Source organism: Mesorhizobium sp. P2_C4, assembly GCF_056404575.1.
In genome coordinates this window covers 59,716-84,816 of sequence record NZ_JBFUDT010000008.1, presented here as the reverse complement: position 1 = coordinate 84,816, position 25,101 = coordinate 59,716, and the positions used below count along the sequence as shown (strand labels likewise).

Here is a 25,101-nt window from a genome sequence, read left to right as displayed (position 1 = left end):
CTTGCGCCACCGCCTTCATGGCGGTGCAAGCCTCGGGGCCATCCTGGCTACGCGCCAGCCAGCATCAGGGAAGGTCAACGGATGACATGGTTCATGACGGTCTGGCCGCCATCGACGGTGATGGTCGAGCCGGTCAGGAACTCAGGCGCATCGACCACCAAAAACCGGACGACGTCGGCAACTTCCTTTGGGTCGGCTGCGCGCGCCTGGGGATTCATGACCGCCAGAGCTCCGGGCGCCAGGGAATCCACGAATTCGCCGATCATGGGTGTATGAATCCAGCCCGGTGCCACCGCGTTGGCGACGATGCCGTCAGCCGACAAATCTACCGCCAGAGATCGGACCAATGCGTCGACGCCTGCTTTCGCCGCGCAATAGTGCGCGAGGCCCGGATCCGCCACACGCGCGCTGATGGAGGAGATGAACACCATCCGTCCTCGCGTCGCGGAGGCGAGGAAAGCCTTGGTGGACGCCATCGCAATCAGAGCCGCGCCGCGAAGTACGGTGCCGTTCATGGCGTCCCAATCCTCCAGCGTAAGCTCCTTGAAATTGGCGACATGCAGCGCGGCTGCTGCGCTGACCACGGCATCGAGGCGGCCATAGGCATCCGTGGCCCGTGCGAAAATCGCGTTAACATCCTCGGGGTTTGCGACGCTGCCGCTGACGACTTCCACTTCCGCCCCGGGCGTCGAGGCGATGATTTCGCGGGCCGCGAGGTCGAGCAGGTCCTTGCGCCGGCCATTGATGACCAGGCGAAAGCCGGCGGCGGCGAGAGACGTGGCGCAAGCCAGGCCAATACCGCTGCCACCGCCGGTGACGATTGCGACTGGCCTGCCCCGTATCATTCCTCCACCCAGAGATCGCCGGTCCGGTAGGTCGACAGGCCAGACACGTCGGGCTGTATGCCCCCGATGCCCCGGGTGAAATCGACGGAGTTCTGGTAGCCCCAGATGATCGTCCCGCCGCTGTCGTATTGGATCTGCTGCATGCGGTGTGCGAAATCCTTGCGTTTCGCATCGTCGGGCTCTGCCACCGCCTTGTAGTAAAGGTCGGAGAATTCCTTGTCCTGGAAGTGGGAGAGATTGAGGGTGGAGGTCGGCCCATCCGCCTGCATGAGTGTGACGAAGTAGTTGTAGGGCGGCTGCAGGTTCGGCGAGAAGCCCCATTGTCCGTACTGGGTGCCGTAGAAAGCGGCGGGGTCGATCTTGTTCAGCTTGACGTCGACACCCGCCGCTTTTGCCTGGGAGGCATAGAGCTCGGTGGAGTTCAGGACACCTGAGCCCAAGTCACCGGTGGTGAGTTCAATTTTCAGGTCTGCATAGCCGGCCTGTTTCAGCAGGAATTTTGCCTTGTCCGGATCGTGCTCGCGCTGCGGCAAGTCCTTGTTGAAAAGCGGGTCGAGCGGTGCATACAGATCGCTGGCGATGCGGCCCTCGCCCAGATAGGCGCCCTTCACCATGGCTTCGCGGTCGATAAGCAGTTTCAGCGCCTGGCGAACGCGCACGTCCTCATAGGGCTTCTGATCGACACGCATGTTCAAGGGAATGAAGCTGACCGTCTCGCAGCGGTTGATCTGGAGATTGGTGTCTTTCTCCAGGATGCGGATCAAAGGAAAAGAGACGAAGTCGGCCATGTTGATCTGGCCTCCTTGCAGCGCGTTGATGCGCGCGGTCTCGTCATTGAAGTTGACATGCGTGACGCCGTCGGCAAACGGCCGGCTTTCGCGCCAGTAATTGTCGTTGCGAACCATGACCGACTGCTGACCGGGAACGAAACTCTGCAGTTTGAACGGGCCGGTCCCCACCGGCTTGGTGAGATCGAAGTCCGTGGGCACGATTGGAAGTGCGACGGACGCTGCTTCTGGAAAGCAGATCATCCCGGATTTCAGCTTGAACCGCACCGTCCGGTCGTCAAGCTTTTTGGTTTCCTTCAGATCCAATGTCGCCAGCAAACCGCCATAGATGGCACCTGTCGCCGTGGCCAGCATGCGCTGGGCGCTGTAGATGACATCGTCCGCGGTCAGGGTTTTGCCGTGATGGAACAGAATTCCCTTTTTGACCCGAACGGTCCATTCATCCAACGTCGCGTTGGGTTCGCCGAATTCGACCAGCCATTGATCGATGGAGTAGCTGGCGGAAGCCAGCCAGAGCGTTTCATAGAGCGACGCAAAACGGGCATAGTCGGCAGCCGACAGGACCTTGAACGGGTCCAGCGAATCGCCGGCGCTGCCGCCCTGCACGCCATGGATGATCATACCCCCTCGTTTTGGGGTGGCCGCCTTCGCCTCCGTCAGCAAAGGGTTTCCATAGAGATCGACAAGCGCCGGCCCCCCGATGGCCGCCGCTCCAAGCGCAAGACCACCTTTGAGGAAGTCCCGACGGCCTAACCTGCTCTCCGACATTTTGCTCACCTCGTTACCCCCAGGTCTGATCCTGTTTTTCTTTTTTATGATCGGCTCTTCCACTCGACCGAGCCGTAGGCCCATTTCCGCGTCAGGACTGTTTCCGTTCAATAGGTAAGTGGTATCCACGCAACGATGCACAGCACCGTCACGGGGCTTCACTGACGCCTGAACCCATTGTCGCTCGCCCGATGACTAGTCCTTGTACGTCGGATCCTCGAAGCTCTCGGCATCCGGACCAGTGGGCCGTTCCATCAGAACCATCTAAGACGACTTGCTTTGAAACGGCTTGGACGAAGAAGACATAAAATGCGGACTCCAGCGACACCGCTCGGTCTGCCCTGTCCTCAACGTCGATTGACGGTAGGCACAACTCCAGCGAATATTTCGCCATGAGGAACGATGCTGGCGCAATCGACACGGACTTGGGAGACTTTGACTCTTCGCTGCGGGAAGCCTGCGGCCATTTTGTCCTGCTCAATGCGCCAGAGCGGCGAAAAACCGAGGGCAAAGTTTTCAGGGCGGACAGGGCCGGTATCCGCTTCGTTGAGATTTGCTCCAACCTGCAGCAGCTTTCCCGCAGCCGAAAAGAGATCCGGCTGGATTTGGAGAGTTGTTTTTTCCTGATCATCCAGGAAGAAGGCAATGCGCTGATGAGCCAGCATGAAGCGTCGCACTGGCTGCAGCCAGGCGACATGGTGGTGATTGATAGTGCAGAACCATCAGAATTCACCTTTTTCGGTGAGTTTAACCGTCAGAACTTCATGCTTCTGTCGCGTGCGGATGTTTTGAGCCGTGTCCCCCCCGGCTCTGTGGCAGGGGGCAATTTTCTTCCCCGGCAGGACCCCGTCAACAAAGCCATTGCCGCCGTATTGCAAAAAATCCGTCTCTTCATCGTAAACGAGGCGCTCGGGAAACTCCTTAGCGATGCGCTGTTTGGGCTCGTCGGCGTCATGGTCAGCGAAGAGCCCCGTGGCGATTTCATCTACAAAGCGCACAACGACACCGGCACCGACAGGGCGCTCAAGATCAGCCGCCAGTATATTGACACCCGCTACCGCGATCCAAAATTAAGGATCAGGGAAATGGCAAGAATTCTTCGGCTGTCGATGAAGCAGGTTCAGCGCGGATTCTCCGCTCTGAGCACCACGCCAACAAAATACCTGCTGATAAAGCGGCTGGAGCATGCGCGCAAGGAAATCGATCATGTCATCGCTGGACGCCGGACAGGGCTGATATCAACGATCGCCTTCGAATCCGGGTTTTCCGATCTCTCCTATTTTCAGCGAACCTTCCGGCGAGCCTTTGGCAACACACCACGCGACTATCTGTCCGGGATTGCAGAGATGGAGAGCCGAATTCTTCCCGTGGTCGACCGAAGTGAGCCCACATCAGTCCATGGCCTTGACGGTCGATCTACATGACTGCGGTTTATGCAGGGCCGGCCGCGCGAGCGTCTAGCTAAACTCCGACACCATCGCCTCCTATCGCGACACCTTCCGGCTCCTGTTTGCATTCGCGCAGACACGCCTTGGCAGGTCTCCGTCGCAGTTGACACTTCGGGATTTGGACGCGCCTTTCATCGGCGCATTCCTGGAGGACCTCGAGACACTGCGATCCGCCTCGGTGAGGACCCGGAACCTCCGCCTCACGGCCATTCGGTCTTTCTTTGGATATGCGTCGTTCGAGGAGCCGGCCCATAGCGCCCAGATTCAACGCGTGCTCGCGATCCCGAGCAAGCGATGCGACAAGCGACAGCTTCAGTTTCTCACCAGGCCCGAGATTGAAGCGATCCTGGCCTGTCCGGATCGCAGCACATGGCTGGGACGGCGTGATCACACTCTGCTGTTGCTGGCCGCGCAAACGGGTTGCGGGTCTCGGAGATCATCGATCTCGACCGGGACTCGGTGATGCTGGGGCGTGGTGCCCACGTGCGATGCGTTGGCAAGGGCCGCAAGGAGCGAAGTACGCCGCTCACCAAGGTTGCACAGCAAGCCCTTTGGGGCTGGCTCAACGAGCCCAGGAAGCGGGGCGCAACGGCTCTCTTTCCGAACACGCACGGCGGCAAGCTGAGCGCCGACGGCATGCAGGCGCTGCTGAACAAATATGTCGCCAAGGCCTCGCGAACACTGCGTCACCCTCCGCTCGAAGCGGGTGTCGCCCCATGTTTTGAGGCACAGCGCTGCCATGGAGCTGCTGCAGGCGGGCGTCGATTGTTCGGTCATCGCCCTATGAATGGGCCATGAGGCGATGGAAACGACGCTGACCTATCTTCACGCACATCTTGAGCTGAAGGAATCCGCACTTGCCAAGCTGAAGCCATACGAACGCCATATCCGGTTGCTCAGGCATCAATCCAAAAACCGCCAGTTTGACATGGCGTGTGGCCTCGCAACATCGCTGACACTCAACGGCAAAAGGTGCGTAGAAATTCGCGCTACAGTTCTACAGCATGCCATTTCCTTAGATAACTCTCAGTAATTTCGAGGAACCTATCGGCACCAAAACTCGGATCATGGCCCGCGTGAACAGTCTTCAACGGTAGTGCCCGAAGCCGATCGAACGTATTGCAGTACAGGGCGATGTCGGAGTGATCCAGATTGTCCAGCAATGGCCCATCGTAAATGGCATCACCGGAAAAAATAGTGCCTGTCTCCGCTTCCCAAAGACCTATCCCACCTGGCGAGTGCCCCGGGAGGTGCAGGACTTCAAAGACACGGTCGCCCAGATCAATCAAATCACCGTCGGTGATAGCTCGCGCGTTTGGCACAGGACAGATTCGAAATTCCGAGAGATCATAGTCGGCGCGAGGAAGTGCCGTGATCATCGGGCCAGAAATATCATAGCCGTCGATTGCCGGCAGCAGAAGTGTTGCTATGTCGTTGGGATCAAATTCATCGCCGGCAAGATTGTACCGTCGAGCAGGATTGATCAGGCCTTCACACTCCAGCTCATGAACCAGGCAATCGCCGAACTCGTGGTGACATCCGATATGGTCGAGATGCACATGGGTAGCGACCGCAGTTACCGGCTTGTCGAGAAAATCCTTCGCAAATGTTCGCAGGCTTTGAACGCCGGTGCCTGTGTCAATGATGAGGTCGCGATCCCTCCCGCGTACGTGCCAGATGTTGCAGCGTAGCAACGGAACAACATGCGGTTCGCAGATAAGCGATATGTCATCGGTGATGCGTGTTCTTTCGAACCAGGACTCTGCGATCGGAAACGCCACTGACGTCACTCCGCCTTCTGCTGAGATGCCCGTATGCTCGGGCCTGCCAGCAGGAAATAGAGCACTCCTGCTACCAGCAAGCCTGCAACAATGCTCAAATCTGCACCTTGCAAGACAGATGCAGCGAATGGCGACCGGAACAAGTCGGTTGATGTGCACAGTATGGCGGCGGCGGCGCCCGCCAACCATGCTACGACAGCAGGAGTGTGAAATCCGCTGCCATAGTCATAGGCACCGCCATCGGCTGAAAGAAGATCTTCGCCTCTGTACTTCGATTTGCGAAGCCAGGTGTCGACGACATAGATGGCAGTCCACGGCGCAAGCCAAATCACCATGAGCGACAGAAACGCGATGAACGTCGATGTGAAATCGTGGAAGAAGATGGCATAGGCAGCGGCGGCGCTGGCAAGAACTGCATCAACCATGATTGCCGCCGGACGGGAGACCCGCAGCCCCAGCGCGAGCAACGACATTCCCGAACTGTATGTGTTGAGGAAATTGTTGGTGATCGTCCCACCCAATACAACAACCACGAACAAGGTGAAGTACCGATCGGTCAAAAGCGGCGCGAATCCCCCAACCGGATCAGAGAGATCTGCAGCCTGGGACGCGTAATACCCCAAGGCCGTCAGCCCTGCCGACGGAATGACTGCTCCGAGAAATGTCCAGAACATGATGGCTGAACCACGGGTCGCGCGTGGCAGATATCGGGTGTAATCAGCCGGGTAATTGGCATAACTGATGGGCAAAGCGGCTACCAATCCTAAGGCAATGCATAGTGTAGCAAGACTTGCGTCACCGGTTGCAGACGCCGACTCCATAGCCGGCGCAGCCCAGACTTGCGGAATAACGCCCAATATGATCAGGCCCATACCCCAAGTGAAGATCCGCTGCATCCAGATGATTGTTGCGTGCCCAAGAATGGCAACACCAAAGGTAACCGCCGAGAGCAGGAGAAGCGCGATTGCCTTGCCGATTCCTCCAAGTTGGACTCCCATGCCTTCCAGCAATGAAAACAGGGCAAATGCGCCAAGCGCCAGGTTGACAGCTTCCCAACCCACCACTGTCAACCATGATAGAAATGTGGGAAATGCATTGCCTTTGCGGCCAAAGGCGGCGCGGCTGACGACCATCGTTGCGGTTCCAGCCCGCGCTCCGGGAATGCCTCCGTATCCAACGAGCAGGAAAAAGAGATTTCCTGCCAGAACAACGGCCCACATTTGGCCCGCGCTTAAGCCCATTTTGGCGATGAAGTATCCCGAAATGATGTAGGTCAGAACGAGGTTGGCGCCAGCCCAAATCCAGAAGAGATCGCGGGGGCTTCCGTGGCGCTCACTGTCCGGAACGAGGTTGATACCATTTTGTTCGATAGCAAAGGTCTTGTTGACATCTAAAGCTTGCGGCGCAGGGGTCTGTGTCGTTTCAGCCATTTTTACGCTCCATCCGGTTTCGATGAGACAAAACCTACATATGACACTGACATCTACAATCGGATTGTATTCTTGTCAATTCGAATCGTGAGATAGCTAATGGGACGTTAAGTGCCGCGCTGGTACATCAGCCGTTGTATGAAATGAGAAATGCCAATGCCCATGTCCAAGAACGAACCCAAGCACGGAAAAATGTTTTCAATCGGCAAGGTTGCGGCCGCCGCTGGAGTAAGCGTCCAGACCGTGCGGATATGGGAGCGGCTTGGGCATGTTGAAGCCACCCGCACCGACGGCAAGCAGCGCATGTTTTCTGAAGCAGCACTTCGCAAGGTTGTCGAACGTGCTGCCGCAAACAGGCGCAAGCGGGATCAACCTCGCTTGCAACCAACGGCAAACGCCGCCAACGCAGAACTTGCCTCCACTGGCATCAGAATAAAGCGTGCCCGTCTTGAGAAGGGCCTCAGCCAGGCAGAAGCAGCCGCAAAGGCCGGGGTATCCCGTTCGTTCATTGCGGCAGTTGAGCGGGGTGAATCGGGCGTTTCTATACAAACGCTTGCCCGTTTGGCTGACGCATTTTCGATTCCGATGAGCGAATTTGCAGGAGATGTTCCGGTTGGTCGGGTCATGCGATCCGCTGAGCGACCGCGCACGGTGGTCGCCGGTGGCGTCACTTGGGAAGAATTGGCTTCTCCAGGCAGCCACGATCTGGAACCGGCCATGCTTCACGTTCCGCCGGGCCAGACGAGCGGCGGTCTGGTCCTCCGGCCTGGTGACATCTTCGCCTTTGTCATGCAGGGCGAAATGGTTTTTGAGTTTGGAGATATTCGCGAAACAACTCGCCTTCTGAAAGGCGATGCCGTCATTGCGGAGGGCGGCACTCCGGTTGCGTGGAAAAATGACGGGGAAGCCGCCGCAATTTGTCTTTGGGTGGAGATGATAGCTCCATTGAGGAAAGACAAGCGGTGACCTGCCGTCGAAGAGTTACAGCCAGACCGCATGAGCTGGGGGCAGTCCGCGGAAAACGATGACTATCGACTGGATTATCATTGCAGATTGTCGGATAACGGTTTTACTGCGTTAACCTGACATCACGCCCAGCTCAGCCGGGTACCTTGTGTCTATCTGATTCGTCAGGATTTCAGCTAAGAACATGCGAAATAACTCCCGCTCACTAGTGATATCAAGTTTCGCGGCGTTGTCACGTTGTTTGAAATGTGGCCGCATGAGGCCGACACCGCGCTTTTTAGGCAGGCCGTGCACTCACGGCTTCCCACGCGGCCATGGCCTGGCGTCGATAAGTTCGAATTTGTGCTGCGGAGCGGTTGGTCTGGGATGGGACGAAGAGGTTTCGGACGGCGGAGAAGATCGACACGAAATGTTGCAATGAGCCGACCGACCGGAAACCCTGTCGCGTTCGCTCCCGTTTTCGGAACGGCAGGTGAGAATTCTCCGCCCGGTTGTTCAAGCCTTTATGCGAGCGGTGTTCCACGTTCGGCATGACCTGGCGTTTGGCCGCCCCGTAGGAGCGCAATTTGTCGGTGATCATACGCTTTGGCGGCATGCCCTGCTTCTTCAGAAGTCGCGTCAGCAGGCGCTTGGCCGCCTTGGTGTTGCGGCGCGCCTGGACGATCTCGTCGAGCACATATCCGTCCTGATCAACCGCTCTTCACAACCAGCCTTTCTGACCGTTGATGCGCACCACGACTTCATCAAGGTGCCAGACATCGCCTTTCGTTGGCGCCTTGCGGCGTATGCGGCGCGCATAATCAGGGCCGTGCTTTCGGCACCATCGGCGGATGGTCTCGTACGAAACGACGATCCCCCGATCGAGCAGCATTTCCTCGACATCGCGCACGCTCAGATTAAAGCGGAAGTAGGGAGCGGAACAAGAGCGGTTCCCACAGACACGCGGCTTTTATCAACCAAAGGCAGCTACGGTTGATTTGATGATGATTCCGCCGTCCGGGCTTCGGCGCATCTGACGCCCCGTGGCGGCGCGAAAGACGCTCAGTAGTCCTTTGCCTCCCGCGCCCAGGTCGCCTTATCAGGCCGCAGCTTCGAATTGACGAGATTGGAGAACGCATCGACAAAGACGCTGCTGTAGGCGCCGTCGGGGTCCTTGAAGGCGCGATAGACCTTGTCTCAGCCGATTCGGTTTGTAAGGCCGCAGGATCCCCTCCTTCTTCCAGCGCGGGAAGTTCTGGCGCGTCTGGATCTGGACGATGTCGGGAACCAGCGTCTTGGTGGCGATCTGGTTGTCGATGCAGCCTTCGTGGAACTTCCAATAGTCCACGATCATGTCGGGCATCACTCCCGGAGACGTTGGCGGGAATGCCGCATTCCTTGACACTTCCCGGCACCAACATCGCCCGCAATCAGCTCAAACGAACGGTGCGGCAAGGCCGAACAGGCCGCCAATCAGCGCAGCGTGTTCGAACAGGAAGAACTTGTGCATCAAGGCCTCGCCTGGATCCGAATAGGTCCAGTAGCGATGAAAGAGCGCATCAGCCGCTAGGGTGAAGACGACCAGCATGGCGGCCCCGTAGGCAGCCGTCGGGCTGTAGAGAAGCAGCAGGCCGCCAACCAGCGCAAGTGCATTGCCAGCCCAGAAAAATACAGTGCCATATGGCAACCCGATACGGCGGAACTCCGCGTAGTGATGCTCGCGACCACCGATGTTGAACCAAACCGCCCACAGGAAGTAGAAAGCGACTCCAAGGCGGCCGAGCAGATTCAACCATTCTGGCAGTGTCATTGTGAGGCCCTCTTGATCTGGTGAGCTTGCTAGAACATCGTGTTGGAATGGGCCAAACGCTCAGGGATCGCCTGGATGACATCCCAGTGCTCGGCGACGCGACCGTTCTCGACCCGGAAAATGTCCATCACAGCGCTGCCGCGGTCATGCTCATCCTCGGTCCAATGTGCATGGATCGTAACATAGTCGCCTTCACACAAGACGCGTTTGATGCTGAACCGCGCCTGTGATCGCGTTGCGAAGAATTCGATAAAAAAGGCACGAAATGCTTCTCTGCCATCGGCCACGCCCGGGTTGTGCTGGGTATAGACCGGCCCCATGAACCGATCGATCCCCTCCTCCACCTTGTGCTCGTTGAAAACCGTATTGAGGAAATCGACGACGACCTTCTTATTGGCATCAGCTCTAGCCGAGTCGGACATTTCGTTTCTCCAATTTGCGATTCAACGGGCGATCATCTTGGTGCGCAACTGGTCGGCCACCAAAGCCAGAACCAGGATGACGCCGAGAACGATCTGCTGCACGTAGGACTCGACACGTATGAGATTCATGCCGTTGGTCAGGATGGTTATGAATACCGCACCGAGCAGGACATCACGTACCTTGCCGTTGCCCCCGAACAGCGAGACGCCGGCGATCACACAAGCCGCCACACTCTGCAGCCCGTAGGGCTGCCCGTTGAGCGCCTCGGCCGAACCTGTGCGGGCGAGGAAGAGAATGCCGGTTATGGCCGCCAGAACCGAGCAGATGATGTATGCCAGAACGAGTTGTCGACGGGTGTTGATACCCGAAAGCTGCGAGGCACGAATGTTGGAACCGACCGAATAGAAATAGCGGCCGACAGTGGTCCTGTTGAGCAGACCCCACATGGCGACAAATATGAGCCCGGTGACGAGGACCGCAGGGGCTAGACCGAAGACGCGCCCATAACCAAGGACACGCATGAAATCGTCCGGTATCTGGGTCACCGGAAGGCCACTGGTCATGCTCAGCGAAACACCAACCAGACTGGTGGTGGTGCCGAGCGTCATCATGAAAGGCGGAACATTGAGAAGCGCCACGCCAAAGCCGTTGATCAGCCCGATCAGAACGCCGGCAGCCAGTCCGCCCGCGACAGCCAGTGTCACAGCCAGCACGAACGCATCAGGCGAGGCGCCCAACACGCTCTTCAAGATCAAGGCTGTCACGACGCCGGCAAAGCCGACAACGGCGCCGACCGACAGGTCGAGTCCGGCCGTCAGCAGCACGACCGCCTGGCCCATCGCGATGATTATCAGGAAGGTCGATTGGCGGGCGACGTTGAAGATGTTGAGCGATGAATAGAAGCGCTCCTCCTGGAGCGAGAAGAAAACGATCGCGCCGACCAGCAGAAAAGGCAGGATACCAAGATGGACAAAAGCTGTTTTCGTCCAGTTCGTCGGCGCGGATCCGGCGGCGGATTCGGATGAAATTCCCACTTGCTTGACCTTTCTAGTGCCGCGACGCAGCGTCGGTTGTGTCAAAGAACCCATGCAAGACGCGGGCTTCGGAAATGTCTTGCTTGTCGATGTCGTCCACGATCTGGCCATTTCGCACCACAAGCAGGCGGTGACTGAGGTTGATGGCTTCAGACATGTCGGAACTGACGATGACCACCGCCGCTCCCGCTGCAACCAGTTCCTTGATGAAGCCATAGACCTCGACGCGCGCCGAGACATCGATCCCGACCGTTGGCTCGTCGAACAGGAAGACGCGCGTGTCGCGCCCCATTGCCTTGGCGATCATGATCTTCTGCTGATTGCCGCCGGAATATTTGACGACCAGCTTGTCGAGATCGAGCGGACGCACGCGCAGTCGTTCTCCAAGCTTCGTGGCGAAGCTTTTCTCGCTGGCGATCTTCAGCCAGCCGACCCGCGACAGTGCGGTCTGGCCGAGCGACGAAAGCGTCAGGTTCTCCTTGGTGGGGCGCAACAGCATCAGTCCTTCGTTGCGCCGATCCGAGGTGATGTAGGCAACACCCATCTGCAGCAATTTGCCCGGCGACGGCGCGACCACGCCTTGGCCATTGATTGCAACGGTTCCGGAACCAACCGGCTCCAGGCCGAAGATAGAGCGGATCATCTCTGACTTGCCGCAGCCGACAAGCCCGGCAATGCCGACGATCTCGCCGGCACGAACCTGAAAGGAGGCATTCGAGACGCAGCCGTTCACGGTGGTCAGGTTCTTGACATCGAGGACGACCTCGCCAGGATTACGCGCAATCTCTGGATAGAACTGCTCGAACGACCGGCCCGTCATCAATTCCACGAGGGACCTTTGGCTTGTGGTCGCGACATCGACCGTCTTCACGAAACGGCCATCGCGCATGATCGTCACACGGTCGCCGATTGCCTCGATCTCCTTCATGCGATGCGTGATGTAGATGATGCCGACACCCTGCGAACACAGCTGCCGAACCAGGCCGAACATCGACTCCGTTTCCTTTTGCGACAATGAAGCCGTTGGCTCGTCGAGGATGAGAACGCGTGGTTCCGTCAGCAGGGCCTTGGTCATCTCGACCATTTGCTGCTCGGCGCGCGACAGAAAAGACACGATTGCCTTGGGCTCGATGGCGAAGCCGAAACGCGCTAGGGCATCTCGCACCCGCCCGCGCCGCTCCGCGATTTTGAGGAACCCGTACCGACTTGGCTCCGCCCCGAGGAAGATGTTTTCCTCAACGGTGAGATGCGGTGCAAGGCTGAACTCCTGGAACATGGCCGCAATGCCGTGTCGGCGCGCGTCCTGCACATCGCGGAACCGCAGTTCCTTGCCGGCCATGGCCAAGGTCCCCTGATCAGGCTGGATGGCGCCGGCAATGACGTTGATCAGGGTCGATTTGCCGGCACCGTTTTCGCCGAAGATCACATGAACCTCCCCTCTTCTGAGATCGAAGTCCATGCCGTCGAGCGCCTGCACGGCGCCGTACCGCTTGGAGATGGCCGACGCGCTCAGGAGCAGCGACGAACCATCTACCACCACCGGCGCACTCGACCGTCGTTCCGCGAAGCCGATTGACATCAAGCCCTAACTCCCATTCACCCGTCCCCTGACGGATACCGCGTCGTCGTCGCCTGTTTCCGGCGCTCGAAAACGTCTGTTGTCCAGTTTCTAACCGTGGACGCCCAGTTTCCAGCCCACAGTTGCGAGATTCATTTCCGCATATCGCCGTGGTTCATCCTCAAGCGCCGTTGCCATGATGTCGTTCCAGCGATTGAGGAAAGCATGCCAGGCAATCAATCCAACAATGGCGACGACGGTCTTTTCACCAAAATGGCGGCGTAGATCCGAGATATCCGTGTCGCGCAACTCATCGGGCATGCGCGCCGCATTGCGACACAGTCGCAGCAGCGCCCGTTCGCGATCGTCATAGACATCGGACGTTTCGAAGTCGCGAACCGCCAGCAATTTCTCCTTTGGCAAGCCAAGCTCTTCGGCGCCGCAGGCCAGATGGGCGGCACTGTACATCGACCCCGAAAAGAGGCTGAAGGCAAAGCCGGCTAGGCGGCGGACCGGCTGTTCGAGCGTGTCCGAATACCACGATGCATCCGCGCATTTCCCTATCGCGCCGAGCAAAGCAGGATTGCGCGCAAGCGTGAGGAAGCTGTTGGGAACATAGCCGTGATCTCCACGGATCGCCGAAATCACATCGGCGAATTGCGGGACCTCGCTTTCCTCCAGCGGATCGATTCTCGGCACGACCCGATCCCTTCCAGTTGCGTTAGCGCTCAAGATGCCAGCCCAGGCTCTTCAGGTTCTTTTGCGCCCATTCGTAGGGCACGTCTTCAAGGCGGGTTTTGGCGATCTCGTTCCATTTGTTCAGAAAGGCCATGAAGCAGATCAGCCCGACAACGAACGTCACGGTCTCGATGTTGAAATGCGCTTTCACATCCTCGACGTCCTTGTCCGTCACTTCGCCGGGAATGCGCGCGGCATGTCGGCACAGGCGCAGCACTGCTCGTTCGGCGTCGGAATAGGCCGGCGACGTCTCGTAGTCGAAGATCGCCTCGATCTTCTCGCGCGGCAGGCCGAGTTCCTCGGCACCGCAGGCGCAATGAGCAGAACTGTAAAAGGAACCCGCAAAGTGGCTATAGGCGAACGTAACCAGACGGCGCAGCGGCTCGCCCACCGTCTTTGGGTACCACATTGCGTCCGACAGCGCCCCGACGGCGTTGAGCAATGCCGGATCGCGCGCCATTGTCAAAAAACTGTTCGGCACATAGCCGATCGAATCGACCATGCCCTGGAAAATAGGCTCGTATTCAGCGAGTTCTTCCCGGGGGAGAGGTTCTATACGCGCCATGCCGCGGCTCCTGCTTGCATCCATACAATTCCAAGGAAGTGCGGCGGTGCGGGAAACCACCMCCGCCGCACTTCGTCATAGACCAGGCTCAATCGACGGTAAGCTGAACCTTCCAGTCGGCAGGGGCGAAGTTGCTGGCTGGCACCTGGTCGACATTGGTCTTGTCGATCAAGGTCACTGCCGGAACGGCGTCGACGACGGTCGCCTTGCCTTCCAGCAGGCGGACGGCCATATCGACAGCCATCTTGTTGATGACGATGGAGTTTTCCACCACGACCCCGGCCACGTCACCCGATTTGATAGCAGGGATAAGGTCTGGCGTGATGAAGCTGCCATAGAGCGCGATAGAACCGACGCGACCCTGTTCGCGCAACGCATTCAGCGCCGCTTCGACGCTCGTGCCCATGCCGACGATCAGGCCGAGCTTGGGATATGTCACCAACGTATCCTCGATCAGCGGCTGCTGCTCGAGCCTGCTCGAACCACCATAGATGACCTTCTCGCTGGTGATGTCCGAGCCTTCGATGGACTGGGCAAAGCCCTTGGCTGTGTCCTCAGACCAGGAGACACCGGCCGGGCCGGGCATCACGACGGTAGAGACGGGACCGGACCCCTTGGGATGCAGCTTGGCGAGTTCACGGCCGATGATCTTGCCGACCTCAATGTAGGTGACGACCACGCGGCCATCGACCGGGGCGTCGACACCGATGTTCAGATCAATCACCTTGATGCCCTTGGCGCGGGCTTCGGCGATCTTCTGGCTGAAAGCGGTCGGCGAGACGGCCATCAACAGGATGGCATTGGCGCCCAGCGTGACGCAGTCGTCGAATTGAGCGAGCTGCTTGTCGAGATTGCCGTAGCCGCCAGCGTCAAAGATGGTGAGCTTGGCGCCGAGCCGTTTGGATTCCTCGACCGTTCCGTAGATGTAGGCACGCAAAATGTCATTGGTCGTATGCGGCGCGAGGAAGCAGAGATTCCACTTCTTCGTCACCTCGCTGGAATCCAGTGAATTGTATTCGATTTCCTTGCCTTCGAATGGCTTTGTCGCCGACGGACGCATGTCCGAAGCCAGCACCGGAAATTTCCAGCTGTCGGCGGCGTTGGCCGGGACGGAAGCAGAGAAGATTGCGGAAAAACCTATGGTCGTCGCGGCAACGACGCCGCTCAGCAATGTGGCAAGCTTGTTCATTTTTTACTCCCTCTGGATCATGACTGTTCATTGACATCCATGATATTTCAATTGAATATCAGCGTCACATCAAACTGTCAACAAGTGAGCGGAGAGCCCAATGGCGCAACGGTTTCGAGCAGATGTCGCGATAGCCGGATCCGGCGCGGGAGCCTCCGCCGTGGCCGGTGAACTGGCGGCCGCCGGCCTCGATGTCATGGTGATCGAAGCAGGCCCGAAATGGTTCGATCCGGTGGGCACCCATGTGCGCAACGTCTACAGCTCGGAGGCCGATCTCTCGCGCGTCGGCGATATCATTTATGGAGAGATGCTGGGCTATCCGAGCGGGTCGTCCGAGCCGGTTGGCCACCTCACCGAATTGAAGGTCGCGCATGGTACGGGCGGCATGTTCGCGCTGTGGATGGGCAATTGCCCCTATCCCGACGCGGGTGAACTGCCGGCCTGGATGGACCCAGCCGACTGGAAGCCTTACTTCGACCGTGCCCTGGCGCTGATGCATGTCGACCAGAAGGGCGGCGGGAGCGGCAGGATGTTCGAAACGCTGCTCGAAAGGACACAAAAAGCGATAGGACCCAGACCGGCTGGCCGCGAGGTCAGGCCCATGCCATTCGCGGCGCGGCGAATTGATGGGAAACTGAAAATTACCGCCTCGGACGATCTGTTCTTTCGCGGCGCCGGGTCACTGCCCAATCTTCGCATTATGAGCGACTGCGTTGTGCAGGAGGTTATGACGAACGGACACAGGGCGAGGGGTCTGCGCGCGGTGCGGCGGCAAGCGGAGCGCGATGATGACCGGATCGAGATTTCGGCCGATACGATCGTGATCTGCGGCGGCACCGTGGGGTCGCCCAAGATACTCGCCGCGTCGAAGCTCGACATCGGACCGGCACTGGGACGCTACATCCACGAACATGTGTGTATCGGCTCCAGGGTGACGCTGAACGAAAGCATTCGCGGCCTGATCAGGGATGACGAGCCGGTCTACTCGATCTGGGTGCCGTTCTCCCAGGGACGGCCCTGGCAGAACCAGCTCTGCCGGTTTACGCTGAGTTCGGATGGGACCCGGCTGGCGCCCGGGATCCGTGAAGTCGACACCTCCGACATCTTCACTTTCGTATCAATGGATGTGATTGCCGAGAACCGGTTCATCTTCGACACCGAAAAGCTCGACCCCTACGGTTTGCCTCGTGCAGGCGCGGCGTTCGGCTTCACCAGGGGCGACCGCGAACGCATCGGCGCGGCGATGGCCGAGCATTTCCTGATTGCTTCCGAGGTCGGCGACATGCAAGCGGGCTGGACCCCAAGCATCTATCCCGCCGGCGGCTCGACCCATTTCATGGGCTCATGTCGCATGGGCGAAAGGGATGACGGTGAATCCGTGGTCGATCGTTTCGGAAAACTGTGGCGCTACGAGAACATCTTTGTCGCCGACAATTCCGTGCTGGGAACGTCAAACGCCGGCAATCCGACATTCACGACGGTCGCCCAGTCGCTGAGAACCGCCGACAGCATATTGGGTCGAACGACCCCGACGACGACCTGAACGAGGTCAGGGAAATCCGGTTCAATATTCCTCGACGGCGATGAAATCGAAATCTCCCGCTTCGTTGCGAAGCGGCCATAGCGCGCGATAGTCGTCGCTGTTGTACCAGGCCTCGACCGAGGCAACGTCGGGAAACTTGAAGATCGCTGTGCGCTTGTGACGATGGCTGCCGGTCAGCACGGCCTTGACCTCGCCGACCGAGATGAACTCGCCGCCGAAACGGGCTACGATCGGCCCTGATCGATCGACATACTCCAGCATCTTTTCCGGATTCTTGAGTGTTCCGTGCGCAATGAAGTATGCAGCCATGACAATCCCCTTCGGTTGCAGTCGAACCGATCAGTCAAGCGCGACGATCGTGCGATGATCTTGAACGCCCAGCCCCTCGACTTCGAGCCGGACGCGTTGTCCCGCCTTTAGAAACACCGGGTTCGGCTTGATGCCAAGTCCTACGCCCGGCGGCGTCCCGGTGGCAATGATGTCGCCAGGCTCAAGCGTCATGAAGCGGCTCAGATAGGCGACGAGAAATGCCGCCCCGTAGACCATTGTTCGCGTTGATCCGTCCTGATAGCGACGACCATCCACCTCGCACCACAGCGTCAGGTTCTGCGGGTCCGACACTTCATCGCGCGTCACCAGCCACGGCCCGACAGGGCCGAACGTATCGTGGCTCTTGCCCTTGGTCCATTGCCCCTGCATTTCAGACTGAAAGGCGCGCTCCGACACGTCGTTGACCGTGCAGTAACCTGCGACATGGCTCAGCGCCTCGGCCTCGGTTGCGTACTTCGCACGCTTGCCGATGACGATGCCAAGCTCGACCTCCCAGTCCGCTTTCGCAGAGCCCCGCGGTATCTCGATCGGATCGTGGGGACCACAGATCGCGGATGTCGCCTTCATGAAAATGACCGGTTCGGGTGGCACACTCTTGCCGGTCTCGGCCGCGTGATCCGCGTAGTTCAGCCCGATACAAATAAATTTGCCGACCCCCGCGACGCACGGTCCGATGCGCGGGGAGCCATCCACCTGCGGGAATGTTGCGGGATCCATGGAGGCAAGTCGCTGCAGTACGGAGTCGGCAAGGTTTTCGCCCGAAATATCGGGAATGACCGCGCCGATATCGCGAAGCACGCCGGCGCTGTCCAGCAATGCCGGACGTTCTTGTCCAGCCTCTCCATAACGCAAAAGTCTCATGCCATGATCCTTCCATCCGATGTCTGGGTCCGCGCTTCATGGTCCGGATCCAGACCATTATTTGACCCGTTGCTTTCCACAGAAATCAAGCAGCTGTCAACGCTTGATATGCACGTAAAATATCTGTAGTATGCAAGTGAAACATGGCGATGCGGACAATCGCGGTCGCCCAGCATAGGATGGTGTCTGGCATGGGAAGGGTCCTTCCACCCTTTGAATTCGTAGAGCCCACCACGATCGAGGATGCCCTCGGTCTGGCCTCCGTCGCGGGATCGCGTCTGTTTGCGGGTGGCTGTGAACTGGTCCTGAGCTTGCGCCGTGGGCTGGTGCGCTACAAACGTCTGGTCAGCATCATGGACGTGGTTGGCCTCGATGGATTTCGCGCCCATCCCAAGCATGGCTTGGAGTTCGGAGCCCAGGTCAAGATACGCCAGCTGGCCAACCATATCTGGGTCGGCAAACGCTGGGCGGCGTTGCACGAAGCGATTGAGCAGTTACACCCTCCCCACATCATGAACATGGGCACGGTGGTCGGCAACGTCTGCAGCGCTGTCCCCTATTACGACTTGCCGACGTCGCTTTACGCGCATCGCGCGATGCTCCGCATCGGCGACGGCAAAACGAACCGCAATCTTTCGATCGACGATTTCTATCTTGGCTCGCGGCAGACGGCGGTGGGACCAGGCGAAATGGTGACGTCGATCTTCGTTCCACCGCCCGCGCCCGACGCCGGCAGTGCCTTCAAGAAAATCTACAAGGCGCGCCGCCGGTCCAACGATCTCCACAAGATCAACGCCGCCGCCTATGTGGCGCTGGATGAGAGCAAAGAGACGATTGTCGATGCAACACTGGTGATTGGTTCGGTAGGCTCCAAGCCGGTCCGTATCGTAAAGGCCGAGGCAGGGCTGGTGGGTCAACCGGCGGGACACGCTGCCTATGAGGCGGCGGCCGAAATCGCCGCCGGGACAGTCGCCCCGATGACCGATGCCGGCTGGGTCGAAGAAATCCGCACCGAATGGATCCGGATTCTGGCGCGCGATGTGCTCGAGCAAGCGGCAAGCCGCGCCCGCTCGCGCCACGATCCCGCCGAAGACGCTCATCTTGCATTCTAGGAGACCCGCGATGTCCGCACAGATTGGTTCGTTTCACGTCAACGGCAGGGTCAGGGAGGTCATCATCGAGCCGCAGATGCTGCTGGTCGACGTGATACGCGAGAAAATCGGATTGACCGGCACCAAGCGGGCCTGCGCCAGCGGCAATTGCGGCGCCTGCACCGTGCTTGTCGACGGGCTGCCAGTCTGTTCGTGCCTGACGCTGGCGATAACCGCGCAGAAGCAGGATATCCGCACGATTGAAGGACTTCGCAGGCTGGACGGCGAATTGCATCCGCTGCAACAGGCCTTCATCGACCACTGCGCCTCGCAGTGCGGCTTCTGCACTGCCGGCATGCTGATGTCGGCCACGGCGCTGCTGGAAGCCAATCCGCGGCCGACACGCGACGATGTCAACCGGGGCCTGTCCGGCAACATCTGCCGCTGCACGGGTTATGTGAAAATCGTCGACGCGGTGCTCGACGCCGCCCAGAAGATGATCGCCGCGCGCGAGGTGGCAGCATGAGCGAGGAACTCTCCTATGTCGGCAAGCGCCTTGCAAAGCCCGACATCGCCGGCAAGGTGACCGGCGAGGCCAAGTACACCGAGGATCTCGTCATCCCTGGCATGCTGGAGGGCCGGCTCCTGCGCAGCCCCCATGCCCACGCGCTCGTCAAGCGGATCGATACGTCAAAAGCACGGGCGCTACCCGGTGTCGTGTGCGTTCTGACGCACGCCGACTGTCCAGACCAGAAATTCTCCCGTTCGACCATGGCCGAGGCGCTTCCGGAATTCGCCTTCAGCGGCGAGCGGCAGGACCAGTACATCCTCTCCGATAAGGCGCGCTATGTCGGCGACTGGATCGCGGCGGTTGCGGCCGAAGACATCTATATCGCCGAGCGCGCGCTCGAATTGATCGAGGTGGAGTACGAGCTCCTTCCCAGCGCACTCGATCCTTTCTCTGCAATGGAGAAACACGCAGCCACGATCCATGACGACGTCAAGAGCAATATCGCTTTTGAGATGGATCACCCGTTCAATGCCGGCGATGTGGAAAAGGCCTTCGCCGAAGCCGACGCCGTGGTGGAATTCTCCGGCGTCAACTCGCGGCAGAAGCATCTGCATCTCGAGACAGACGCGGCCATTGCCTATTTCGAGGCAGACTCCAGGCTGGTCATCGTCTCGCCGTCGCAAGGCCCGCATCTGGCCAAGAAACACCTGACGCGGCGCGTCTTCACCGATCTCGATGACGGTGACATTCGCTGGATCTCGCCCACCATCGGCGGTGGCTTTGGCGCTCGCCTCGCTCTTGGCGTTGAACCGGTGGCGGTGCTTCTGGCGCGCGCATCGAAACGCCCTGTGCGTGTCACAACGACACGCGAGGAGGATTTCTCGGGCTACAGCTCCCGCACCGACCAGCATCAGACCATCCGCGTTGCGGCGACGAAAGAGGGCAAGCTGCTCGCCGTCGACCAGAAGATTGTCGCCGACGCTGGCGCGTACTTGTCGCACAGCGCGACCACGGCGATCGTCAACATGCAAAAGACGCTCGGCTTGCTGCGCTGCGACAACGTCCACGGCCATCTGACCGTTGTCTACACTAACACACCGACCACCAGCGGCTTCCGCGGCTATGGCAATCCGGAAGGGGCATTCATCCTGCAGCAGGCTCTTGACCGACTTGCCGAGAAGATCGGCATGGATCCGATGGAGTTCCGCTTGAGGAATCTCAAGCAGGTCGGCGATCCGAGCTGCTTCGTGCCGGTCGTGCTCGAACATACCAAGCTTGAGGAGTGTATCCACGTCGCGGCGCAACGGTTCGGATGGGCGCAAAAATGGAAGGGTTGGGGTGCACCCAAGGGCGGCCGCTACCGCCGTGGCGTCGGTATGTCGATCCTCACCCATGCCAGCGGCGCCGGCGGGTTTCTGCTCGAGCATTCCAGCGCCGTCATGAAGGTGCTGTCGGATGGCACGCTCAATCTGATCGTCAGTCCTTGCGAGATGGGCCAGGGCATCCTCGGCGCACTGGCGCAAGTCGGCGCTGAATCCAGCGGCCTGCGTTACGAACAGGTCCGTGTCACCACCGGCGACACCGATGTGACGATGTTCGACATCGGCTCCCACGCCAGCCGCTCGATGCTGGTCATCGGCAACGCGGTCGCCGCCGCCGGCAACAAGATCAAGGACCAGATCAAGGCGCTTGCCGTCGCCAAGTTCGAGCTGCGCCAGGTCGCAGCCACCGCCGACCAGATCGATGTCCGCGAAGGCCGCGTGTTCCTGATCGACAGTCCGAAAATCGGCTTCGACGTACGTGAGGTCGCCTATGACGCGATCTACAATTTCGGTGCGGAAGGCGGACAGATCGTGGCGACCGGTTCTTATCTGTCGACGTCGCATCACCCCAACCACCAGGCGGCATTCGCCGAGGTTGAAGTCGATACCGAGACCGGAATGGTGACGGTGGAAAAATACGTCGTGGCTCACGACATCGGCCGTGCCATCAATCCGTTGCTGGTCGAGGCGCAACTCGAGGGGAGCGCTGTACAGGGCATCGGCTTTGCGCTGACGGAAGACTTTGTCGTCGACCCGGAGAGCGGTGAGGTTCTCAGCGACAGTTTGCTCACCTATCGGCTGCCGACCACCATGGACGTGCCCGACATGGACAACATGCTGGTCGAGGATCCGCTTCCCGCCGGTCCATACGGCGCCAAGGGCGTCGGAGAGGCCGGACTGGTCAACCCTGCGCCGGCGATCGCCAACGCCATCTACGATGCTGTCGGCATACGCATACACTCGCTGCCCATGTCCGCCGACAAGGTGCTGTGGGCCCTTCGTCATGGCGAGCAGGCTGCGCCGGGGAGCTCGCGCGTGTCCGGCCAACACCTCTAGAGGATCCGACCATGACCCGTGTCACGATTTCAGACGTCGCCTATACAGCCTATCAGGTTGACGATCTCGACCTCATGGAGCGCTTCCTTCTCGATTTCGGGATGAAGCGTTCGGCTCGCACCGACAATGCGCTTTATATGCGCGGCGCCGGTGCCAATCACCATGTCCATGTTGCGCGCCTCGGCAAGGAGAACAAGTTTCTGGGGGGCGCTTTCAAAGTTGCCACGATCGAGGAACTGGAGAAGGCAACGCAAATTCCGGGTGCGTCATCGGTCGAGACCATCAACGAGCCCGGTGGCGGCCTGCGCGTCACGTTGACGACGCCGAACAAACACACGATCTGGCTGGAGCACGGCGTGGCCAGCGTGCCGGAAATGGCGGTTAGGCGCTCCTACCGGCTGAACTTTGCCTCCGAGCATCTGCGTCACAACTCGGCCGTGCGTCAGCGGCCGGAGCCAACGCCAGTGCTGCGGATCGGCCATTTCGTGCTTTGGGTACCCGACGCCATCAGCGAGATCGACTGGTTCATGAAGCACTTCGCCCTGGTGCCTGCCGATTACATCTGCGCTCCCGCCGAACCGGAACCGATCACCGTCGGCACCTTCCTGCGCTATGACCGGGGCCAGGAGTTCGTGGAGCATCACGCCATCCTGATCAACCAGTCGAAATTCTTCGGCTGTCACCACAGTTCCTATGAAGTTCTGGATCTCGACGCAGTGACCGCCGGCCACGACTACCTCGTCGCCCAAGGATGGAAGCTCGACGCCGGCGTGGGACGACATTATCTCGGCAGCCTGATCTACGATTATTGGCTCGATCCGTTCGGTTTCCGCGTCGAGCATTATACCGACACGGACCTCATCAACGATGAGTACGTCCCTGTCCGCTTCGTTGGCGGCGCCCATGAAACGACGCAGTGGGGAATGGCGCCGCCGCCCTCTTTCTTCGACTGAACAATCGGCATCAAGAATACGCAATCGAACTCCGGCATTGGTCGACCTTCGTTCCCCACGTCGGCCGAACGGGGCTGTATCCCCAAAACACTGCCGCCTTCACAAGGCAGGTCGCATGTCCAAGGAGACTGAATCCATGACACCAGAAACACTCGAAGTCCTGATCGGCAAGGAAGAATTGGTCGAAGAAAACTGGCTCGATTTTCCCGAGTACGGCTTTCGTCAGTATTTCCTCTGGAAGAACGAAAAGACCGGCGCCAGCATCGCCATTCTCGAATACGAGCCCGGCGGAGGGATTCCGATCAAGCATTCCCATGCATCCAACCAGTTCATGTATTGCCTGGAAGGCGAGTACGAATACACCGACAGCGACATCCTGCTGAAGCAGGGCTCGTTCTACATGAATCCCAAGGATCACCCACACGGACCAACCGTTGCCCGCACCAAGTGCCGGCTGATCGAGGTCTATGACGGACCACATTACTACGACAAACCGTCCTTCCACACCGACGCCACGATCGGCGGGTTCCTGGCCGGCGATCAGAAGAGCTGAGCGCAGCGAGCAGCCGCGCTGTTTCGTCGCCACGACGCCGATGCACGCGAAAATGCTGCCTTGTGCATAGCTGCCAGGAACGATCTGGCGCGGGCGACAGAAGACCAAGACAAAGGAGATTACTAATGACGATACAGCGCATCATCAGTGAAAAGGTAACCGAGGCCGCGGCCGGCCTTTGGTCGAACTGCCTCGTGGTGGACGGCATTGCCTATATGTCAGGGCTAACCGCGAGAGGTTCAGACTTCAATACAATCCTTGGCAGCGACGAGTACGCCCAAACCAAGGTAATTCTCGAAAAGCACAAGGCGCTTGTGGAAGCGGCTGGCGGCAAGATGTCCGACTTCGTCAAGCTGACCATCTACGTCACGCGAATTGAAAATCGCGAGCAGGTCTGGAAAGCGCGCAGGGAATATTTTCAGGGCGACTTCCCGGCCTGCACACTGGTCGAGGTCAGCAATCTGGCAAGCCCGGAAATCCTGATCGAAATCGAGGGCATCGCTCACCTCGGCAAAGGTTCGTAGGTCCTGGACGCAAGCAATGGTGAGCCGAGGGCGCAAACATCAAGGGCCGTCATCGGCGACCAGGGTTGGGGCGAGTGCCAACGGTGCAGCCGTTGCAAAAACTCAAAACCTGCATCCCCCGACGCTCATCTCTCCCATACCAGGGCGCGCCGACGCCGGTCTGGTAAAGGCAATCGCGGTCCTCTCCAGCGGCGGCAAGAGCTGGCGCGTTCTGCCCTTGATCGTGTTGGCGGCCGCGGCAGCGCTGGCCCGGCTGGCCTTCCGTCTCTCGAGGCCCTAAGCCGCCTCTTCGTCATTGGATAAGAGAGTTCGAAGCCCGTTTTAACGTTCCCGGCCCTTCCAGGCCTCATATTCGCGCAGGCTTGCTTCAGTCGCCGGGAAAAGTCCGAAAATCGAGCGGCCCTCGGCAATCTTCTCCTCTGCGAATTCCTCGTATTGCGTTGTTGCGAACGCCTCGTCCGCAACTTCGTCTGCAAGGTTTGCCGGAATGATCACCACGCCTTCGGCATCGCCGACGACGATGTCGCCTGGATAGACCGCAACGCCGGCGCAGCCGATCGGCAAATTGAGATCGGCCGGGTGCAGGGCAATCGGTGTCGCAGGCGAAGCGGTCTGCCGCTGATAGGCCGGCAGTCTGGCCTTCACTATTCCGGCGATGTCGCGGTAGCCACCATCTGTGACGATGCCCGCGCAGCCGCGCGCCTTGAGACGTCCGATCAGCAGGTCTCCCGCCGACGCCGCGCGGGCATCGCCTCGGGCATCGATGACCAGAACGGCGGCCGGGGGGCATTCCTCCATGGCGCGCCTTTGCACATGGCTGTCAAGTTGATAGCCCGCCATGGTGTCGAGATCTTCTCGCGAAGGAATAAAGCGCAACGTGTACGCCGGGCCGACCATATTGCGAGACCCTGGAGCAACGGGAACGACGCCATGCAGGAACTGGTTTCTCAGCCCGCGCTTCAGCAGGCAGTTGGTTATGGTTGCCACATTGACATGGGCGAGCTTGTCCAGAGACTCTTTGTTCAATTCGCTCAT

General features: G+C 59.3%; 24 protein-coding genes and 2 pseudogenes. 10 read left to right on the top strand and 16 right to left on the bottom strand.

Annotation, left to right across the window (positions count from 1 at the left end):
- Window positions 1–74 precede the first annotated feature (74 nt).
- Window positions 75–845 (bottom strand): SDR family NAD(P)-dependent oxidoreductase, encoded by a 771-nt coding sequence (locus AC1DX6_RS25430; protein WP_477318432.1) that lies wholly within the window; start codon window positions 843–845, stop codon window positions 75–77.
- Window positions 842–2,464 (bottom strand): ABC transporter substrate-binding protein, encoded by a 1,623-nt coding sequence (locus AC1DX6_RS25425; RefSeq protein ID WP_477318430.1) that lies wholly within the window; start codon window positions 2,462–2,464, stop codon window positions 842–844. Before AC1DX6_RS25425 ends, AC1DX6_RS25430 begins: the two co-directional genes overlap by 4 nt.
- Window positions 2,465–2,793: 329 nt before the next feature.
- Between AC1DX6_RS25425 and AC1DX6_RS25420 the strand changes: the two genes are divergently transcribed.
- Together AC1DX6_RS25420 and AC1DX6_RS25415 are read left to right on the top strand one after the other, a co-directional pair.
- The gene (locus tag AC1DX6_RS25420) at window positions 2,794–3,825 is read left to right on the top strand and encodes a helix-turn-helix domain-containing protein (RefSeq protein ID WP_477318428.1); all 1,032 of its coding nucleotides are present in this window, start codon (window positions 2,794–2,796) and stop codon (window positions 3,823–3,825) included.
- Between the two features lie 37 nt (window positions 3,826–3,862).
- Window positions 3,863–4,732 (top strand): annotated as a pseudogene (locus AC1DX6_RS25415) (tyrosine-type recombinase/integrase); the annotation flags it as partial.
- Window positions 4,733–4,838: 106 nt separating this feature from the next.
- On the opposite strand, the gene AC1DX6_RS25410 reads toward AC1DX6_RS25415, so the two are convergent.
- Together AC1DX6_RS25410 and AC1DX6_RS25405 are read right to left on the bottom strand one after the other, a co-directional pair.
- Window positions 4,839–5,630, bottom strand: a complete 792-nt coding sequence (locus AC1DX6_RS25410; protein ID WP_477318426.1) for an MBL fold metallo-hydrolase — start codon at window positions 5,628–5,630, stop codon at window positions 4,839–4,841.
- Between the two features lie 5 nt (window positions 5,631–5,635).
- On the bottom strand, window positions 5,636–7,060 hold the full coding sequence (locus AC1DX6_RS25405; protein ID WP_477318424.1) for a purine-cytosine permease family protein: 1,425 nt from the start codon (window positions 7,058–7,060) through the stop codon (window positions 5,636–5,638).
- 162 nt (window positions 7,061–7,222) lie between these two features.
- Here AC1DX6_RS25405 and AC1DX6_RS25400 point away from each other — a divergent pair, with 162 nt between their 5' ends.
- The gene (locus AC1DX6_RS25400) at window positions 7,223–8,026 is read left to right on the top strand and encodes a helix-turn-helix domain-containing protein (RefSeq protein WP_477318422.1); all 804 of its coding nucleotides are present in this window, start codon (window positions 7,223–7,225) and stop codon (window positions 8,024–8,026) included.
- A 277-nt stretch (window positions 8,027–8,303) separates the two neighbouring features.
- On the opposite strand, the pseudogene AC1DX6_RS25395 reads toward AC1DX6_RS25400, so the two are convergent.
- From AC1DX6_RS25395 to torT, 9 genes and pseudogenes are all read right to left on the bottom strand, one after another.
- Window positions 8,304–8,936, bottom strand: a pseudogene (locus AC1DX6_RS25395) (IS6 family transposase); the annotation flags it as partial.
- Window positions 8,937–9,104: 168 nt separating this feature from the next.
- Window positions 9,105–9,368: a hypothetical protein gene (locus AC1DX6_RS25390; protein ID WP_477318421.1), complete on the bottom strand. Its 264-nt coding sequence runs from the start codon at window positions 9,366–9,368 to the stop codon at window positions 9,105–9,107.
- A gap of 72 nt (window positions 9,369–9,440) precedes the next feature.
- Complete coding sequence (locus tag AC1DX6_RS25385; RefSeq protein ID WP_477318419.1) at window positions 9,441–9,815, bottom strand: hypothetical protein; 375 nt, start codon at window positions 9,813–9,815, stop codon at window positions 9,441–9,443.
- Between the two features lie 29 nt (window positions 9,816–9,844).
- Entirely contained in the window at window positions 9,845–10,237 is a 393-nt protein-coding gene (locus AC1DX6_RS25380) for a nuclear transport factor 2 family protein (protein WP_477318417.1), read from the bottom strand.
- 21 nt (window positions 10,238–10,258) lie between these two features.
- The gene (locus AC1DX6_RS25375; protein ID WP_477318415.1) at window positions 10,259–11,272 is read right to left on the bottom strand and encodes an ABC transporter permease; all 1,014 of its coding nucleotides are present in this window, start codon (window positions 11,270–11,272) and stop codon (window positions 10,259–10,261) included.
- Between the two features lie 13 nt (window positions 11,273–11,285).
- Window positions 11,286–12,851 carry a sugar ABC transporter ATP-binding protein gene (locus AC1DX6_RS25370; RefSeq protein WP_477318413.1) on the bottom strand — a complete coding sequence of 522 codons (1,566 nt, stop codon included), beginning with the start codon at window positions 12,849–12,851 and terminating at the stop codon, window positions 11,286–11,288.
- Between the two features lie 90 nt (window positions 12,852–12,941).
- Window positions 12,942–13,529 carry a carboxymuconolactone decarboxylase family protein gene (locus AC1DX6_RS25365; protein WP_477318411.1) on the bottom strand — a complete coding sequence of 196 codons (588 nt, stop codon included), beginning with the start codon at window positions 13,527–13,529 and terminating at the stop codon, window positions 12,942–12,944.
- A gap of 22 nt (window positions 13,530–13,551) precedes the next feature.
- Window positions 13,552–14,193 (bottom strand): carboxymuconolactone decarboxylase family protein, encoded by a 642-nt coding sequence (locus AC1DX6_RS25360; protein WP_477318409.1) that lies wholly within the window; start codon window positions 14,191–14,193, stop codon window positions 13,552–13,554.
- A gap of 28 nt (window positions 14,194–14,221) precedes the next feature.
- Window positions 14,222–15,322, bottom strand: a complete 1,101-nt coding sequence (gene torT, locus AC1DX6_RS25355; RefSeq protein WP_477318407.1) for a TMAO reductase system periplasmic protein TorT — start codon at window positions 15,320–15,322, stop codon at window positions 14,222–14,224.
- 160 nt (window positions 15,323–15,482) lie between these two features.
- On the opposite strand from torT, the gene AC1DX6_RS25350 reads away from it, so the two are divergent.
- Entirely contained in the window at window positions 15,483–16,865 is a 1,383-nt protein-coding gene (locus AC1DX6_RS25350; protein ID WP_477318405.1) for a GMC oxidoreductase, read from the top strand.
- 21 nt (window positions 16,866–16,886) lie between these two features.
- Here the strand turns inward: AC1DX6_RS25350 and AC1DX6_RS25345 are convergent, their stop codons facing one another.
- Window positions 16,887–17,174 (bottom strand): DUF1330 domain-containing protein, encoded by a 288-nt coding sequence (locus AC1DX6_RS25345; RefSeq protein ID WP_477318403.1) that lies wholly within the window; start codon window positions 17,172–17,174, stop codon window positions 16,887–16,889.
- A gap of 30 nt (window positions 17,175–17,204) precedes the next feature.
- Window positions 17,205–18,056, bottom strand: coding sequence for a fumarylacetoacetate hydrolase family protein (locus AC1DX6_RS25340; RefSeq protein ID WP_477318401.1), 852 nt, complete (start codon window positions 18,054–18,056; stop codon window positions 17,205–17,207).
- A 179-nt stretch (window positions 18,057–18,235) separates the two neighbouring features.
- Between AC1DX6_RS25340 and AC1DX6_RS25335 the strand changes: the two genes are divergently transcribed.
- From AC1DX6_RS25335 to AC1DX6_RS25310, 6 genes are all read left to right on the top strand, one after another.
- Window positions 18,236–19,168: an FAD binding domain-containing protein gene (locus tag AC1DX6_RS25335; protein WP_477318399.1), complete on the top strand. Its 933-nt coding sequence runs from the start codon at window positions 18,236–18,238 to the stop codon at window positions 19,166–19,168.
- A 10-nt stretch (window positions 19,169–19,178) separates the two neighbouring features.
- The gene (locus AC1DX6_RS25330) at window positions 19,179–19,673 is read left to right on the top strand and encodes a (2Fe-2S)-binding protein (protein ID WP_477318397.1); all 495 of its coding nucleotides are present in this window, start codon (window positions 19,179–19,181) and stop codon (window positions 19,671–19,673) included.
- Window positions 19,670–22,036, top strand: a complete 2,367-nt coding sequence (locus AC1DX6_RS25325; RefSeq protein WP_477318395.1) for a xanthine dehydrogenase family protein molybdopterin-binding subunit — start codon at window positions 19,670–19,672, stop codon at window positions 22,034–22,036. The genes AC1DX6_RS25330 and AC1DX6_RS25325 overlap by 4 nt, the downstream gene beginning before the upstream one ends.
- A gap of 11 nt (window positions 22,037–22,047) precedes the next feature.
- Window positions 22,048–22,989 (top strand): VOC family protein, encoded by a 942-nt coding sequence (locus tag AC1DX6_RS25320; protein ID WP_477318393.1) that lies wholly within the window; start codon window positions 22,048–22,050, stop codon window positions 22,987–22,989.
- A gap of 136 nt (window positions 22,990–23,125) precedes the next feature.
- Window positions 23,126–23,542, top strand: a complete 417-nt coding sequence (locus AC1DX6_RS25315) for a cupin domain-containing protein (protein WP_477318391.1) — start codon at window positions 23,126–23,128, stop codon at window positions 23,540–23,542.
- 125 nt (window positions 23,543–23,667) lie between these two features.
- Window positions 23,668–24,066 (top strand): RidA family protein, encoded by a 399-nt coding sequence (locus tag AC1DX6_RS25310; protein WP_477318389.1) that lies wholly within the window; start codon window positions 23,668–23,670, stop codon window positions 24,064–24,066.
- A 321-nt stretch (window positions 24,067–24,387) separates the two neighbouring features.
- Here AC1DX6_RS25310 and AC1DX6_RS25305 read toward each other — a convergent pair whose 3' ends face one another.
- Complete coding sequence (locus tag AC1DX6_RS25305) at window positions 24,388–25,101, bottom strand: ribonuclease activity regulator RraA (protein WP_477318387.1); 714 nt, start codon at window positions 25,099–25,101, stop codon at window positions 24,388–24,390.